The 14645-nt window shown below is 58.4% G+C and carries 17 protein-coding genes; 13 read left to right on the top strand and 4 right to left on the bottom strand.

The window, feature by feature from the left end; genetic code table 11:
• Positions 1-11 precede the first annotated feature (11 nt).
• Positions 12-1580 (top strand): methyl-accepting chemotaxis protein, encoded by a 1569-nt coding sequence (locus LRS40_RS04705; protein ID WP_231313225.1) that lies wholly within the window; start codon positions 12-14, stop codon positions 1578-1580.
• Here LRS40_RS04705 and LRS40_RS04700 read toward each other — a convergent pair.
• Both LRS40_RS04700 and fbp read right to left on the bottom strand, forming a co-directional pair.
• Entirely contained in the window at positions 1555-1908 is a 354-nt protein-coding gene (locus LRS40_RS04700) for a LysR family transcriptional regulator (RefSeq protein ID WP_156262772.1), read from the bottom strand. The genes LRS40_RS04705 and LRS40_RS04700 overlap by 26 nt on opposite strands.
• Positions 1909-2111: 203 nt before the next feature.
• Complete coding sequence (fbp, locus tag LRS40_RS04695; RefSeq protein ID WP_032616238.1) at positions 2112-3110, bottom strand: class 1 fructose-bisphosphatase; 999 nt, start codon at positions 3108-3110, stop codon at positions 2112-2114.
• 179 nt (positions 3111-3289) lie between these two features.
• Here fbp and mpl point away from each other — a divergent pair, with 179 nt between their 5' ends.
• Entirely contained in the window at positions 3290-4663 is a 1374-nt protein-coding gene (mpl, locus tag LRS40_RS04690) for a UDP-N-acetylmuramate:L-alanyl-gamma-D-glutamyl-meso-diaminopimelate ligase (RefSeq protein ID WP_231313224.1), read from the top strand.
• Between the two features lie 104 nt (positions 4664-4767).
• On the opposite strand, the gene yjgA is transcribed toward mpl, so the two are convergent.
• Positions 4768-5319 carry a ribosome biogenesis factor YjgA gene (gene yjgA, locus LRS40_RS04685; protein WP_142487999.1) on the bottom strand — a complete coding sequence of 184 codons (552 nt, stop codon included), beginning with the start codon at positions 5317-5319 and terminating at the stop codon, positions 4768-4770.
• A gap of 95 nt (positions 5320-5414) precedes the next feature.
• Between yjgA and pmbA the strand changes: the two genes are divergently transcribed.
• Positions 5415-6767: a metalloprotease PmbA gene (gene pmbA / locus LRS40_RS04680; protein WP_142488000.1), complete on the top strand. Its 1353-nt coding sequence runs from the start codon at positions 5415-5417 to the stop codon at positions 6765-6767.
• A 159-nt stretch (positions 6768-6926) separates the two neighbouring features.
• Complete coding sequence (cybC, locus tag LRS40_RS04675) at positions 6927-7310, top strand: cytochrome b562 (RefSeq protein ID WP_142488001.1); 384 nt, start codon at positions 6927-6929, stop codon at positions 7308-7310.
• Between the two features lie 70 nt (positions 7311-7380).
• Here the strand turns inward: cybC and LRS40_RS04670 are convergent, their stop codons facing one another.
• Complete coding sequence (locus LRS40_RS04670) at positions 7381-7503, bottom strand: Hok/Gef family protein (RefSeq protein ID WP_231313862.1); 123 nt, start codon at positions 7501-7503, stop codon at positions 7381-7383.
• A gap of 452 nt (positions 7504-7955) precedes the next feature.
• On the opposite strand from LRS40_RS04670, the gene LRS40_RS04665 reads away from it, so the two are divergent.
• The 9 genes from LRS40_RS04665 to LRS40_RS04625 are packed head-to-tail and all read left to right on the top strand — an operon-like array spanning position 7956 to position 14633.
• Positions 7956-8294: a glycine dehydrogenase gene (locus LRS40_RS04665; protein WP_106994092.1), complete on the top strand. Its 339-nt coding sequence runs from the start codon at positions 7956-7958 to the stop codon at positions 8292-8294.
• A gap of 10 nt (positions 8295-8304) precedes the next feature.
• Entirely contained in the window at positions 8305-8667 is a 363-nt protein-coding gene (locus tag LRS40_RS04660; protein ID WP_231313223.1) for a glycine-rich SFCGS family protein, read from the top strand.
• A gap of 2 nt (positions 8668-8669) precedes the next feature.
• Entirely contained in the window at positions 8670-8969 is a 300-nt protein-coding gene (locus LRS40_RS04655) for a DUF4312 family protein (RefSeq protein WP_006810338.1), read from the top strand.
• 22 nt (positions 8970-8991) lie between these two features.
• Positions 8992-9768: a DUF4311 domain-containing protein gene (locus LRS40_RS04650; protein ID WP_142488004.1), complete on the top strand. Its 777-nt coding sequence runs from the start codon at positions 8992-8994 to the stop codon at positions 9766-9768.
• A 13-nt stretch (positions 9769-9781) separates the two neighbouring features.
• Entirely contained in the window at positions 9782-10423 is a 642-nt protein-coding gene (locus LRS40_RS04645; RefSeq protein WP_142488005.1) for a DUF4310 family protein, read from the top strand.
• Positions 10424-10465: 42 nt separating this feature from the next.
• A complete protein-coding gene (locus tag LRS40_RS04640; protein ID WP_231313222.1) occupies positions 10466-11599 on the top strand; it encodes an amidohydrolase/deacetylase family metallohydrolase in 1134 nt (377 codons plus the stop codon).
• On the top strand, positions 11583-12701 hold the full coding sequence (locus tag LRS40_RS04635; protein WP_231313221.1) for a DgaE family pyridoxal phosphate-dependent ammonia lyase: 1119 nt from the start codon (positions 11583-11585) through the stop codon (positions 12699-12701). Before LRS40_RS04640 ends, LRS40_RS04635 begins: the two co-directional genes overlap by 17 nt.
• Positions 12698-13438 (top strand): KDGP aldolase family protein, encoded by a 741-nt coding sequence (locus LRS40_RS04630; protein ID WP_156262776.1) that lies wholly within the window; start codon positions 12698-12700, stop codon positions 13436-13438. Before LRS40_RS04635 ends, LRS40_RS04630 begins: the two co-directional genes overlap by 4 nt.
• A 58-nt stretch (positions 13439-13496) precedes the next feature.
• Positions 13497-14633, top strand: a complete 1137-nt coding sequence (locus tag LRS40_RS04625; RefSeq protein WP_231313220.1) for a lactonase family protein — start codon at positions 13497-13499, stop codon at positions 14631-14633.
• The last annotated feature ends 12 nt before the right edge of the window (positions 14634-14645 follow it).

Raw genomic sequence — 14645 nt, 5'->3', positions numbered from 1 at the left:
GAAATAACATCATGCTTAAAACGCTATCGATTCGTACCGGCTTGCTTTCGTTACTGGCCGTCATGACCCTCCTGCTGCTGCTCGTCAGCGGTATTGGCATTTATGCCCTCACGCAAAGTTCCTCTTCACTGCAGCGCATTAATCATCTTCAGGGTGAACAGCTGGTGCAGCTCAATTCGGGCTATACCCTGATCCTGCGCGCGCGTAACGAGGCGGGGCAGGCCGTGCGCATGATGGAGGTTGGCCTGCTGGATGATGCCGCCAAATCGGTGAAGAACATCAATGACGAAATCACTCAGGCACAAACCACGCTGAAAAACGTGATCGATGGCGGAGTAAAGGATCCCGAAGGCGAGCAACTGCTGAAGAAGGTTGCGGCGAGCCTTGCGGCCTATAACGCCCAAGGGATCGTGCCGATGCAGAACGCGCTGAAAGAGCAGAGCGCCGATGCCTATTACGATCTGCTGGAGAACCACCTGGTGCCGGTGGCGCGTCAGTTCGATAACGACATGCAGGCTTTCCAGGCCTGGAGCGACAGCCGCGGTAAAGCCGAAGTGGCGGCGGTGCAGGCCAGCAAAGAGCGGGTGATGCTGCTGATTATCGTCGCCGCGCTGCTGACCGCGGGCATCATTGTGCTGGCCTGGCTGGCCCTGCGTCATATGCTGCTGAAGCCGCTCTCCACCTCTATCGCCCAGCTTGAGCACGTGGCGGCCGGCGATCTGACCCACGCCCTCAGCGCACCCGCCAGCCAGGAGTTTAACCGCCTGAATGCCGCCATCGAAGAGATGCGCCAGTCGCTGATGGGCTCGGTACTGCGCGTGCGCGATGCCAGTTCGCAGATCGATACCGGCAGCCGGGAGCTGACCGCCGGCAATATGCACCTGGCCCAGCGTACGGAGTCGACCGCTACCTCGCTGGAGCAGACCGCGGCCAGCATGGAAGAACTCACCGCCACGGTGAAACAGAACGCCCACAACGCCGAGCAGGCACACCAGGTGGCGAAGACGATGTCTGATACTGCCGATCGCGGCAGCGAAATGGTGTGCTACGTGATTGAGAAGATGCGCGACATCTCCGGCAGCGCCGACCGCATCGCCGATATTCTTAGCGTCATCGACGGCATTGCCTTCCAGACCAATATCCTGGCGCTGAACGCCTCGGTAGAAGCGGCCCGCGCGGGTGAGCAGGGTCGTGGTTTTGCGGTGGTGGCCGGTGAGGTGCGTATCCTCGCCAGCCGCAGCGCCGATGCGGCAAAAGAGATCCGCACCCTGATTAGCGATTCGCAGTCACACGTCAGTGAAGGCAGCGATCTGGCCCAGCAGGCGGGTGAAACCATGGATGAGATCGCCACCGAAGTGATGCGCATGACCCGCCTGATGCGTGAGATTGCCAACGCGTCGCATGAGCAGAGCCGGGGTATTGAGCAGGTGAATATTGCGGTCAATCAGATGGACGAAACCGCGCAACAAAACGCGGCTCTGGTCCAGCAGTCTTCCGCCGCGACGCGCTCGCTGGAAGAGCAATCACGCGAGCTTATCGAGGCGATGTCGTCGTTTAAACTGTCGACGCAACAGGTATAGCCTCATCGCGTTCCGGCGCCGCTGGCGTCGGGATGCTCTCTCCGGCGGACGGCGCGCTGGCGATATGGTCGTGGATCAAGCCCAGCAGCTTTTCCATCTCGGCGGTCAGATGCAGCGCATAGGGCGTTGGCTCAAGAAACAGGCCTTTGCGGGTAAACAGCGGCTCATTAAACAGCATCCCAAAGCGTTTCAGCGCCAGGCTCACGGCCGGTCTGGACATATCAAGACGTAAAGAGGCTTTGGCCATGCTCCCGCACCTGACGACTTCAATAAATACCGGAATCAGATTGAGGTCGATACCAGTGGATGAGCGAGAGAGATTTTTCATTTCTGCTGATTTCCGTTGAACACTATTTGAACGCCGTAATGATGACGGATTGAGTCGGTGGGTTACAGCAGCATTTTTATATAGTGTTATACCGACAAAGGTATAAATCACTGGAAAAACAAAAGGGGCCGCCCGGCCCCTTTTGGTCAAACATACCGACAATAAAAAGGGGCCGTATGGCCCCTTTTGATCAAACGAATAAATCAGGCATCCGGGTATTCACGGATTAAGCGTTCGACGTCTTCCACCATATGATCGTTGCCGACGAAGAACGAACGGCGCTGGTGCAGACTCTCAGGAATGATATCCATAATCCGCTCTTTACCGTCGCTGGCTTTACCGCCCGCCTGCTCGGCGAGGAAGGCCATCGGGTTGCACTCGTACAGCAGACGCAGCTTGCCTTCCGGGTGGCTGGCGGTGCTTGGATAGAGGTAGATCCCGCCTTTCAGCAGGTTGCGGTGGAAATCTGCCACCAGGGAGCCGATATAGCGCGAAGTGTAAGGACGCTGGGTCGCTTTATCCTCTTCCTGGCAGAATTTGATGTATTTCTTCACGCCCGCCGGGAATTTAATGTAGTTCCCTTCGTTGATGGAGTAGGTGCTGCCTTTCTGCGGATAGCGCATGCGCTCCTGGCACAGGCAGAACACACCCAGTGAAGGATCGTAGGTAAAGGCATGCACGCCGCAGCCGGTGGTGTAGACCAGCATGGTGGAGGAGCCGTAAACCACATAGCCCGCCGCGACCTGCTTGTTGCCCGGCTGCAGGAAATCTTCTTCGGTTACCGGGGTGCCGACAGGGGTGACGCGGCGGTAAATGGAGAAAATCGTGCCGACAGAGACGTTAACGTCGATGTTGGAGGAGCCATCCAGCGGATCCATCAGAACGACATATTTTGCATGTTCACACCCTTCAAAGACGACGATTTCATCTTCTTCTTCCGAGGCGATCCCCGCAACGATGTCGCGTGCGCGCAGTGCAGCTTTCAGTTTTTCGTTCGCGAACAGATCGAGTTTCTGTTGAACTTCGCCCTGCACGTTTTCAGCACCGCTGGCACCCAGGATATCGACCAGACCGGCCTTGTTGATATCGCGATGGATGATCTTGGCGCCCAGCTTTATTGCCGACAACAAAGCAGTGAGCTCACCGGTAGCATGCGAGAACTCGTGCTGCTTTTCGACAATAAATTCACCTAACGTTTTCATAACACCTTCCCTGCATTGGATGTTGAGTAAAGTTGTTGATGCCCAACAATCTTAACAAACTTTCAAATCTTCGCGCAGAGGTGAATCGCGCCAGCTGAGTACAGATTTTCCTGAAATGCGTTTCTCTGCTGCTGACATATGCGTAAAATGTGCGCCACATTGAAGAAGGATAGTGACGTATGCGCATTCATATATTGGGGATTTGTGGCACTTTCATGGGCGGCCTGGCTATGCTGGCGCGCGCTCTTGGCCATGAGGTGACAGGTTCGGACGCCAATGTGTATCCGCCGATGAGCACGCTGCTGGAAAACCAGGGCATCTCACTTATTGAGGGTTACGACGCCAGCCAGCTCGATCCGCAGCCGGATCTGGTGATCATCGGTAACGCCATGACCCGTGGCAACCCCTGCGTAGAAGCCGTGCTGGAAAAGAATATTCCCTACATGTCGGGCCCGCAGTGGCTGCACGACTTTGTGCTGCGCGATCGCTGGGTTGTGGCCGTTGCCGGTACTCATGGCAAAACCACCACCGCCGGGATGGCGACCTGGATCCTTGAGGCCTGCGGCTACAAGCCGGGCTTCGTGATCGGTGGCGTACCGGGGAATTTCGAGGTTTCTGCCCGCCTGGGCGACAGCCCGTTCTTTGTCATAGAGGCGGATGAATATGACTGCGCCTTCTTTGACAAACGCTCTAAATTTGTCCACTACTGCCCACGGACGCTGATCCTCAATAACCTTGAGTTCGATCACGCGGACATCTTTGACGACCTGAAAGCGATTCAGAAGCAGTTCCACCACCTGGTGCGCATCGTGCCGGGTCAGGGACGTATTATCCTGCCGGAAAACGACATCAACCTGAAGCAGACCCTGGCGATGGGATGCTGGAGCGAGCAGGAGCTGGCGGGCGAGCAGGGCCACTGGCAGGCGAAAAAGCTCACCAACGATGCCTCCCAGTGGGAAGTCCTGCTGGATGGCGAAAAAGTTGGGGAAGTGCACTGGGCGCTGGTGGGCGAACACAACATGCACAACGGCCTGATGGCGATTGCCGCGGCCCGTCATGTGGGCGTGCTGCCTGCCGATGCGGCTCATGCGCTGGGATCGTTTATCAACGCCCGTCGCCGCCTGGAACTGCGCGGCGAAGCGAATGGCGTGACGGTGTATGACGATTTTGCCCATCACCCGACGGCGATTCTCGCGACGCTGGCGGCGCTGCGCGGCAAAGTGGGCGGCACGGCACGCATTCTGGCCGTCCTGGAACCGCGCTCCAACACCATGAAAATGGGCGTCTGCAAAGATGACCTGGCCCCGTCTTTAGGCCGTGCCGATGAAGTCTTCCTCCTGCAGCCGCAGCATATTCCCTGGCAGGTAGCGGAAGTGGCTGAAGCCTGTATCCAGCCTGCGCACTGGAGTGCCGATGTGGATACGTTAGCGGAGATGGTGGTGAAGACCGCGCAGCCGGGGGATCACATTCTGGTGATGAGCAACGGCGGGTTTGGTGGCATCCATCAGAAGCTGCTGGACGGCCTGGCGAAGAAAGCGGAAGTCGCAGAGTAATAAAAAGGCCCGGTGGCGCTAACGCTTACCGGGCCTGCAATTCGCACGCTTTGTAGGCCGGATAAGGCGTTTACGCCGCCATCCGGCAAACAGCATGCACGATATTAACCTTCGGCTTCCGCCAGTTCGCGCAGATACTGGAAGATCAGACGCGCAGACTTCGGCGGCTTATTCCCTTCTTTCTCTTTCTTCGCATTGCGGATAAGCGTTCGCAGCTGCTGGCGATCGGCGTCCGGCCACAGGTTCAGCACCTCCGCCAGGGCGTCATCGCCATTATCAATCAGGCGATCGCGGATCTGCTCCAGCTTATGGAACAGGGCAACCTGCTGGTTGTGGCGGTTTTTCAGCTTGTCCAGCGCCTGGCGAATGGGTTCTACATCGCGCTGGCGCAGCATTTTACCAATCAACTGAAGCTGGCGACGGCGGCCCTCTTTCTTGATGCGTTGTGCCAGTTCGATGGCGGCACGCAGATCGGGGTCGAGCGGGATTTTATCCAGCGCGTTTTTGCCCAGCTCTACCATTTCCGCACCAAGCTGTTTTAACTCTTCGGCGTCGCGTTTAATTTCACTTTTACTGACCCAGATGATCTCATCATCTTCGTCTTCGATGTCATCACCGGGAACGTCGTCGAGCCAGTCTTCGGGCTGCTTAGTCATGTCAGGCTCCTTAAAAAAAGAGGCTAATCTTACCAGTTTAGGCGCGTACTGAGAAACGGTTCTCTGATAGACTTCAGCTAACTACACCTTACATTATGGCATTTACGATGAAAGTGATCTCACAAGTTGCAGCGCAGCGTAAAGCACTGGAAGAGGCCGTCTCCATGGCTCTGGAGCTGGCGTCAGCGAAATCCGACGGGGCAGAAGTCGCTGTCAGCAAAACCACCGGCCTGAGCGTCAGCACCCGCTATGGCGAGGTGGAAACCGTTGAATTTAATAGCGATGGCGCGTTAGGGATTACTGTTTATCACCAGAACCGTAAAGGCAGTGCCTCCTCCACCGACCTCAGCCCGGACGCCATAGCGCGTACCGTGCAGGCGGCGCTGGATATCGCCGCCTACACCTCGCCGGATCCTTACGCAGGCGTCGCAGACCGCGAATTGCTGGCTTTTGAGGCCCCGGATCTGGATCTGTTCCACCCGGCAGAAGTGACCCCTGACGAAGCCATTGAGTTCGCGGCTCGTGCGGAACAAGCCTCCCTTAACGCCGATAAGCGCATCACCAACACCGAAGGCGGCAGCTTTAACAGCCACTACGGCATCAAAGTTTTTGGCAACAGCCACGGTATGCTGCAGGGCTACAGCTCCACCCGTCACTCGCTCTCCAGCTGCGTCATCGCCGAAGAGAATGGCGACATGGAGCGCGATTACGCCTACACCATTGGCCGCGCGCTGGGCGATCTTCAGTCGCCGGAGTGGGTTGGGATGGAGTGCGCAAAACGCACATTGTCCCGCCTCGCTCCACGAAAACTGTCTACCATGAAAGCACCGGTGATCTTTGCCAATGAAGTGGCGACCGGGCTGTTCGGGCATCTGGTGGGGGCCATCGCGGGTGGGGCGGTATACCGTAAGTCGACCTTCCTGCTCGACGCGCTGGGCACGCAGATCCTGCCGGAATGGCTGACCATTGAAGAGCATCCGCACCTGCTGAAAGGGCTGGCCTCCACGCCGTTCGACAGCGAAGGCGTGCGCACGGAGCGTCGCGATATCATCAAAGACGGCATCCTGACCCAGTGGCTGCTGACCAGCTACTCCGCGCGCAAACTGGGGCTGCAAAGCACCGGCCATGCGGGCGGCATCCACAACTGGCGGATCCCTGGCCGCGGCCTGAGCTTTGAGCAGATGCTGAAAGAGATGGGCACCGGGCTGGTAGTGACCGAGTTGATGGGCCAGGGCGTCAGCGGCGTCACCGGCGACTACTCGCGCGGGGCGTCCGGCTTCTGGGTCGAGAACGGTGAAATTCAGTATCCGGTGAGCGAAATTACCATCGCCGGCAACTTAAAGGATATGTGGCGCAATATCGTGACGGTGGGTAACGATATTGAAACCCGCAGCAATATCCAGTGCGGATCGGTGCTGTTACCGGAGATGAAGATCGCCGGTCAGTAATACCCGTCATACTTCACGGTGCAGATGCGTTGGCTGCGTGCGCTCACCCCGGTCACTTACTTATGTAAGCTCCCGGGGATTCACGCGCTTGCCGCCTTCCTGCAACGCGAATTATTTAGGGTATTAGTCTTTTTTTAATAATAAAAAAGGAAGTGAGCAATGCGTAAAAACCTGTTAGCCATCCTCGCAGCCTCAACGCTGGTATTGAGTTCGTCGGTGTTTGCCGACCTGGAAGATAATATGGACACCCTCAGCGAAAACCTGAAGGTGGTGCAGAAAACGGACAATGCGGCGGAGATGAAAGGCGCCCTGACCAAAATGCGCGCTGCTGCGGTAGATGCGCAAAAAGAGACCCCGCCGAAGCTGGAAGGCAAAGCGGAAGACAGCGCGGAGATGAAAGATTACCGTCACGGTCTGGAGACGCTGGTCGGGCAGATTGACGGCGCGCTGAAGCTGGCCAACGAAGGCAAAGTGAAAGAGGCGCAGGCGGCAGCCGACGGGTTTGTCACCACGCGCAATACTTATCACAAAAAATACCGTTAATGGGTGCCTGAGCCGCACGTCCTCTCCCCGTGTTGCGGAGGCGTACTAAACGCCTCCGCATGTTTGCTCCCTACGATCCGGAGCGACAGTCCATTTGCGCAATCACTTCAAGCGAACCGTTTCGAAAACGGATCTCGCACAGTGTCTTCCGCGTCACCAGCGTTAAGATGATTATTGTCAAAGAAATAATCATCAAAACCCCGATACTGGGATCTCTGCGTTTCATGGATGCCTCCTTGCTTTTTAAGCGGGTAAGGCAACGAACTTCACGTGTTCGGACGTGTCGTTTCGGGCCCCATCCCTGATTTTTTGTCAGGTGGGGCTTTCCACTTCCCGTCCCATGCAAGAGACGGTCAGTCTCAAGCACCCACGGCCACTCTACCCAATCCGCATAAGAAAACCTTATCCAGCTCACATTTCTACGAGTCTGCTCGTAAACTTTTTCACCTCCACAACCCCGCTTTACCCGCTCAGGAGCGTGATATTCATCACGTTAGACCAGCGAAAAATCATCATTCAGCGCAATTATGTGGCACAGATCACTGGCGCCGCTCTCCTTTCCACTTCGAAGTGGAAAACAACTCGCTACAAACCCATAACAGCGGGCGTTAGTTTTATCCCAGAGCCAATAACGGGGTAAGACGAGTGATTAACGGAACGGTAATAAACGACACTGGAGACCAGGCGGCGCAAACTGAACAGCTGGCCGACACCATGCTCAAGCAGACCTTCACGCTGCTTAGTCATCACCACATTATCCCCAATGCCGTTCAGGAGCAGATGCTGACCTCCCACGTTCGCGCCATGGCGCACCGGTCGGTGACCGGCGAGCCGCTGCCGGAGGTCGAGGCTGACCTGTTTGACGAAATTTCACCTGAATCAATGCGGCTTGCCCGCGAAGTCGTGGCGCAGTTTGGCAACCTTCCTGATGAAGAAGCCTGGCTGCTCTCCGTCCACTTTGAAGTCGCAAAAGACAACCTTTAAGGAGCACATCATGGAACAAATTACAGTCGTTATCGGCGATCGCCTGGGTAAAGGTCAGAAGGTTGCAGCAGGCGTTGAAAAAGCGGGTGGCCGCGCAGTGGTGGTACCAGGCGTGGCGGCGGACATGAAGCTGGGTGACGTGATGAAGGCGGAAAACGCCACCTTCGGCATCTCCTTCTGCGGCAGCGGCGGCGCGGGTGCCATCACCGCTCAGACCAAATATGGCTACAAAGCCAAGTACGGCATGCGTTCCGTGGAAGAGGGCGTGACCGCCATCAACGAAGGCTGCAACGTGCTGGGCTTTGGCTTTATGGATAAAGAAGAGCTGGGCGAGCGTCTGGTACAGGCCTGGAAGAAGAAGCACGGCGCATAAGCATGAAAGAACAGTTCACCACCACGGTGAGAGTGAAAGGCAAGGGTGACGCCAAAGCGCGCGCCTTTGCCGACGCGCTGAACCACGTTCAGGCCGCGGTGATGAAAGCATCGCCGCATATCTTACTGCGTATTGAGCCACAGGATGTGCAGGTTGTTCAGGCGCAAGAAGCGGTGCGTAAAGAGGCGTTTCTGTTCTTCTTTTTGCGCCGGGAAAGACGCACCTACAGCGTGGAGCTGGACGTGACCGTCAACGTGACTGCCATCAATCTGGACCAGGTGGACTTTGTCACGCAACGCTGATTCTTACTAATAGGGCAGACTAATGTTCCTGATAATTTTAATAAAATCGCTCATCATCGGCGGCCTGGTTGGCGTCGGCGTGGGCGCCGGGGCTGCACGCATGTTTCATGCGCCTACCACACAGGGTATGGGCGCGTTTCGTACGTTGGGGGAGCTGAACTCCTGTGAGGGAGACCCAGCGTCTCACTTCTCCTTTGGGTTAGGCTTCTTCTTCAACGCCTGGGCTTCGTCGGTTGCGGCGGGCTCCTTCACCCAGGACGTTGACCACCGCATCATCCCGAACTGGGGTGCCGCGGCGCTGATGATCAAAAACCGCAACGTCGGCGAGACGCTGCACGATCCCCGCAAAATGGCGATCGCCTGCGGCGTGATCGGCATGATTGTCGTCACCTTCCTGAACCTCACCGCGTCGTCCGTTCCTGCTGCGCTTCAGGTGACCGCCGTGAAGGTGCTGGTACCTGCCGCTAACCTGCTGGTGAACACCGTGATGCCGGTGATCTTCTGGCTGGCGGCTATCGATGCGGGTAAAAAATCGGGCTTCTGGGCCACCGTCTTTGGCGGCGCGGCGCAATTGATTATGGGTAACGCCGTACCGGGCCTGGTGCTGGGGATCCTGATCGGTAAAGGCGTGGAAGAGAGCGGCTGGAACCACGTCACCAAAGTGATGATGGTCGCCATCGTCGCGCTGTTCGTGCTGAGCGGCTTCTTCCGCGGCTTCGACATGAAGATGATTGAATCCTTCCATCTGACCGTGCCGAACTGGCTCGACATGATCCACAACTCGCTCAGCGGCAAGTAACAGGAGCCTCTAAATGGAACAGAATAAAGGTTTTTGGTATGCCGACTGGTCGTTCCCGATCTTCGTTGGCCTGCTCTCCTCCGGCGTGTTCGCCGGGACGCACATGTACTACCTCTACGGTATCGGCGCTTTTAACGAAGTGGCCTTCGTGGCGATGCTGAAAGCGGGTATCGATACCGGTGCCTACGGCGCGGTAGCGGCGTTCGGCGCCAGCTTCCTGTTTGCCCGTATTATCGAAGGCTCCCTGGTGGGGATCCTCGATATCGGCGGGGCGATCCAGACCGGGGTGGGCCTCGGCGTTCCGGCGCTCTTGCTGGGGGCGGGCATCATGTTCCCGGTGACCAACTTTATCGCCTCGCTGGCGACCGGCCTGATTATTGGTCTGGCGATTGGTTACATCATCATCCTGGCGCGCAAGTTCACCATCAATCAGAGCAACTCCACCTACGGGGCTGACGTGATGATGGGCGCGGGTAACGCCTCCGGCCGCTTCCTCGGGCCTTTGATTATCCTCAGCGCGATGACCGCGTCGATTCCCATCGGCATCGGTTCCCTGTTAGGCGCCCTGCTGTTCTACATCTGGCAGAAGCCGATTACCGGTGGCGCCATCCTCGGCGCGATGCTGTTGGGCTGGCTGTTCCCGGTCGCCCTTTAATACCCGCGGGCGCTCAGGCGCCCGCCTTATCAGGAGAACCCCATGTTTGATTTACTCCTGCGCCGCGCGCGCCTCACCGACGATACCCTGACCGATATCGCCATTCAGGACGGGAAGATCGCAGCGGTGGGCGACATCGCCGCGCCTGCCCAAAAAACGGTGGAGCTGAACGGCGAAGTGTTTGTCAGCGCAGGCTGGATTGACTCCCACGTCCACTGCTACCCGAACTCCCCGATTTACCACGACGAGCCGGACAGCGTGGGCATTGCCACCGGCGTCACCTCGGTAGTGGACGCCGGTAGCACCGGGGCGGATGACGTGGACGACTTCTACGCCATCACCCGTAAGGCCTCCACCGAGGTATTTGCCCTGCTGAACATCTCCCGCGTGGGGCTGATTGCCCAGAACGAACTGGCCAACATGGCCAACATCGACGCTGACGCGGTGAAGCAGGCGGTACAACGCCACCCGAATTTTATCGTCGGCCTGAAAGCGCGCATGAGCAGCAGCGTTGTCGGTGAAAACGGCATTACGCCGCTGGAGCGCGCCAAAACGATCCAGAAAGAGAACGGCGATCTGCCCCTGATGGTACACATCGGCAACAACCCGCCGAATCTCGACGAAATCGCCGACCTGCTGAGTTCCGGCGACATCATCACCCACTGCTACAACGGCAAACCGAACCGCATTCTGACCCCCTCCGGGGAACTGCGCGCCTCCGTCACCAACGCCCTGAAGCGCGGCGTGCGTCTGGACGTCGGCCACGGCACCGCGAGCTTCAGCTTTGAGGTGGCGAAACGCGCCATCGCGATGGGCATTCTGCCGCACACTATCAGCTCGGATATCTACTGCCGCAACCGCATCAACGGCCCGGTAGGCTCGCTTTCGAGCGTGATGTCGAAGTTTCTCGCCATCGGCATGTCGCTGCCGCAGGTGATCGAGTGCGTGACCGCCAACGCCGCCGACGGCCTGCGCCTGGCCCATAAAGGCCGCATTCAGCCGGGTCTCGACGCCGACCTGACGCTGTTCACCATCAAACACCAGCCAACCGTGCTGACGGATGCCGAAAACGACAGCCTGCAGGCTGAACACATTCTGGTGCCGCTTGCCGCGATCCGCGCGGGCAAGGGCTACATGACCGAACAAGGGAGCACGGAACATGCCTTCAATTTTTGAGAAATACAATTTAAAACAGGTGATTAACACCTCCGGGCGCATGACGGCGCTCGGCGTCTCCACCCCGCGCCCGGAAGTGATGCAGGCGGCGATGGACGGCATGAACCAGTACTTCGAGATGAAGGATCTGGTCAACAAAACCGGCGAGTACATCGCGAAGCTGCTGGATGTGGAAGGGGCGACCGTCGTCTCCTGCGCCTCGGCGGGCATCGCCCAGTCGGTGGCGGCGGTGCTGGTGAAAGAGAGCGACTGGCTGCTGGAGAACCTGCACGTCACCCCGATTGAGAACAACGAGATTGTCCTGCCGAAAGGCCACAACGTTAACTTTGGCGCCCCGGTGGGCACCATGGTGGCGCTGGGCGGCGGCAGGCTGGTGGAAGCCGGTTACGCCAACGAATGCTCCGCCGATCAGCTGGCGGCAGCGATCACCCCGCGCACTGCGGCAATCCTCTATATCAAATCCCACCACTGTGTGCAGAAGAGCATGCTCAGCGTGGAGCAGGCGGCAGTGGTGGCGCGTAAACACGACCTGCCGCTGATTGTCGACGCGGCGGCAGAAGAAGATCTGCACGCTTACTACCGCTCCGGCGCGGACCTGGTGATCTACAGCGGCGCGAAGGCCATCGAAGGGCCAACCAGTGGCCTGGTGATCGGCAGAACCAAGTACGTCGAGTGGGTCAAGCGTCAGACGGCAGGCATTGGCCGCGCCATGAAGGTGGGTAAAGAGGGCATTCTGGGCCTGACCTGCGCCATTGAACACTACCTGACGGCAGCCAAAGAGAGTGGGGCCGAGATGGTGGCGAAGATGACGCCGTTTATCGACGCGCTCAACACCCTGAACGGCGTCACCGCGCGCGTGGTCTGGGACAGCGCGGGTCGCGATATCGCCCGCACCGAGATTAAGTTCGACGAAGCCACTACCGGCGTCGGCACCGGCGACCTGGTGCATGCCCTGAAGCAGGGCGAATACGCTATCTACTTCCGTGGCTACAAAGCTAACGAAGGGATTATCGAAGCCGACGTGCGCAGCGTCAGCGCAGACCAACTGAATATCGTCTATCGCCGCATCAGCGAAGTATTAGGCCAGGAGAAAAAGGCATGAAACTGACCCCCAATTTTTACCGCGACCGCGTGTGTCTGAACGTGCTGGCCGGATCCAAAGCCAACGCCAGCGCCATCTATGAAGCGGCAGAAGGCCATGTGCTGGTGGGCGTGCTCTCCAAAAACTACCCGGACGTGGACAGCGCCGTGGCGGACATGCGCGAGTACGCCGCCCTGATCGATAACGCCCTCTCCGTGGGCCTGGGGGCGGGGGATCCGAACCAGTCGGCGATGGTGAGCGAAATCTCCCGCCAGGTGCAGCCGCAGCACGTCAACCAGGTCTTCACCGGGGTGGCTACCAGCCGCGCGCTGCTGGGGCAGAGCGAGTCCGTGGTTAACGGCCTGGTCTCCCCGACCGGCACCGTCGGGATGGTGAAAATCTCCACCGGCCCGCTGAGCAGCGCGGCACCGGACGGCATCGTCCCGGTGGAAACCGCCATTGCCCTGCTGAAGGATTTCGGTGGCAGCTCGATCAAATACTTCCCGATGGGCGGCCTGAAATGTCGTGACGAATACAAAGCGGTGGCGGAAGCCTGCGCCCGTCACGACTTCTGGCTGGAGCCGACCGGGGGAATCGATCTGGAGAACTATGAAGCGATCCTGCAGATCGCCCTGGATGCGGGCGTGAGCAAGATCATTCCGCATATCTACAGCTCGATCATCGACAAAGCCAGCGGCGACACGCGCCCGGAAGACGTGCGTACGCTGCTGGAAATGACGAAGAAGTTGGTGAAGTAAAACTATCCCTCACCCTAACCCTCTCCACAGGGAGAGGGAATAACGATCAGGAGCCACCATGCACACCCGTAACCTGCTTGTCGCTTCACTCTCTCTACTTGCTACCGCCGCCGTCGCCCAGACGCAATATGCCTGGGTGGGGACCTACAATCCGAACGGTGAAGGGCTGTATCGTTTTACCCTCGACCCGCAGTCCGGCGCGCTCGGCAACAAAACGCTGGTGAGTAAGCTGCCGAACGCCGCGCAGTTGGCCGCTTCACACGACGGTAAAACGATCTATTTGGCCAGCGAAGTGGAGCAGGGCGTGGTGCAGGCGCTGCGGGTGGGCGAAAACGGCGAGCTGAGTGAGCTGAATCAGGTGGCGTCCGGCGGTGCGGGCCCGGTGTATCTCTCCCTGACGCCAAACGGCCAGCACCTGCTGGTGGCCAACTACGTCAGCGGATCCATTGCGGTGCTGCCGATCAACGCAGACGGCAGCCTGGGTGATGCCACCGACAAACATCAGGATCGGGGCGAGCCGGGTGCCGCAAAACCCGAAGCGGCAGCCGAAGGCAGTTTTGCCATCAGCGATCACAACGGTCCCCATGCGCACATGATCGCCGCCGATCCGAGCGGGAAATTTGTCTTTTCCACCGATCTGGGGCTGGATCGCATCTATCAGTACCGTTTTGACGATCGAAGCGGCAAGCTGACCCCGAACGATCCGCCGTTTATCAGCGCCTCCTCGAAAGGCGCCGGGCCGCGCCACTTCGTCTTTACGCCAAAAGGCGATGCCCTGTGGCTGATTAACGAAGAGGCGTCTACGCTCACCCATTATGCCGTGCAGGCCAACGGCACGCTGAAAGAGGGCAGGACGATCTCTGCGCTGCCGGAAGGGTATAAAGGCACCAGTTTTGCCGCCGGGCTGGCACTCAGTGCCGATGGAAAGCAGCTGTATGTCGCTAACCGTTTGCATAACAGCATCGGGCACTTTACCGTAACGGCGGATGGCACGCTGACGCATCGGGACGATGTCTGGACGCGTGGCGATTACCCGCGCACCCTGACGCTGGATAAACAGGGACGCTGGCTGTACGTCATGAACCAGCGCAGCGACAACATCACCCGTTTCCGCGTGGCGCAGGACGGCAAGCTGAGCTTCGAGCCAGACTATACCCCGGTCGGCAGCCCATCCCAGATGGTCATTTCACCTTAAGCAGTAAGAGGA

The sequence above is a fragment of the Leclercia sp. G3L genome (genome assembly GCF_021117075.1).
Taxonomy (GTDB): domain Bacteria; phylum Pseudomonadota; class Gammaproteobacteria; order Enterobacterales; family Enterobacteriaceae; genus Enterobacter; species Enterobacter adecarboxylatus_C.
The sequence above is the reverse complement of the archived record's forward strand: the minus strand, read 5'-3'. Positions and strand labels throughout refer to the sequence as shown.

Coding starts and splice junctions, on each gene's coding strand:
- LRS40_RS04625 (WP_231313220.1), top strand. CDS start 13,497: ATGCACACCCGTAACCTGCTTGTCGCTTCACTCTCTCTACTTGCTACC.
- cybC (WP_142488001.1), top strand. CDS start 6,927: ATGCGTAAAAACCTGTTAGCCATCCTCGCAGCCTCAACGCTGGTATTG.
- LRS40_RS04670 (WP_231313862.1), bottom strand. CDS start 7,503: ATGATTATTTCTTTGACAATAATCATCTTAACGCTGGTGACGCGGAAG.
- LRS40_RS04645 (WP_142488005.1), top strand. CDS start 9,782: ATGGAACAGAATAAAGGTTTTTGGTATGCCGACTGGTCGTTCCCGATC.
- yjgA (WP_142487999.1), bottom strand. CDS start 5,319: ATGACTAAGCAGCCCGAAGACTGGCTCGACGACGTTCCCGGTGATGAC.
- LRS40_RS04655 (WP_006810338.1), top strand. CDS start 8,670: ATGAAAGAACAGTTCACCACCACGGTGAGAGTGAAAGGCAAGGGTGAC.
- LRS40_RS04635 (WP_231313221.1), top strand. CDS start 11,583: ATGCCTTCAATTTTTGAGAAATACAATTTAAAACAGGTGATTAACACC.
- LRS40_RS04630 (WP_156262776.1), top strand. CDS start 12,698: ATGAAACTGACCCCCAATTTTTACCGCGACCGCGTGTGTCTGAACGTG.
- fbp (WP_032616238.1), bottom strand. CDS start 3,110: ATGAAAACGTTAGGTGAATTTATTGTCGAAAAGCAGCACGAGTTCTCG.
- mpl (WP_231313224.1), top strand. CDS start 3,290: ATGCGCATTCATATATTGGGGATTTGTGGCACTTTCATGGGCGGCCTG.
- LRS40_RS04705 (WP_231313225.1), top strand. CDS start 12: ATGCTTAAAACGCTATCGATTCGTACCGGCTTGCTTTCGTTACTGGCC.
- LRS40_RS04660 (WP_231313223.1), top strand. CDS start 8,305: ATGGAACAAATTACAGTCGTTATCGGCGATCGCCTGGGTAAAGGTCAG.
- LRS40_RS04650 (WP_142488004.1), top strand. CDS start 8,992: ATGTTCCTGATAATTTTAATAAAATCGCTCATCATCGGCGGCCTGGTT.
- pmbA (WP_142488000.1), top strand. CDS start 5,415: ATGGCATTTACGATGAAAGTGATCTCACAAGTTGCAGCGCAGCGTAAA.
- LRS40_RS04700 (WP_156262772.1), bottom strand. CDS start 1,908: ATGAAAAATCTCTCTCGCTCATCCACTGGTATCGACCTCAATCTGATT.
- LRS40_RS04640 (WP_231313222.1), top strand. CDS start 10,466: ATGTTTGATTTACTCCTGCGCCGCGCGCGCCTCACCGACGATACCCTG.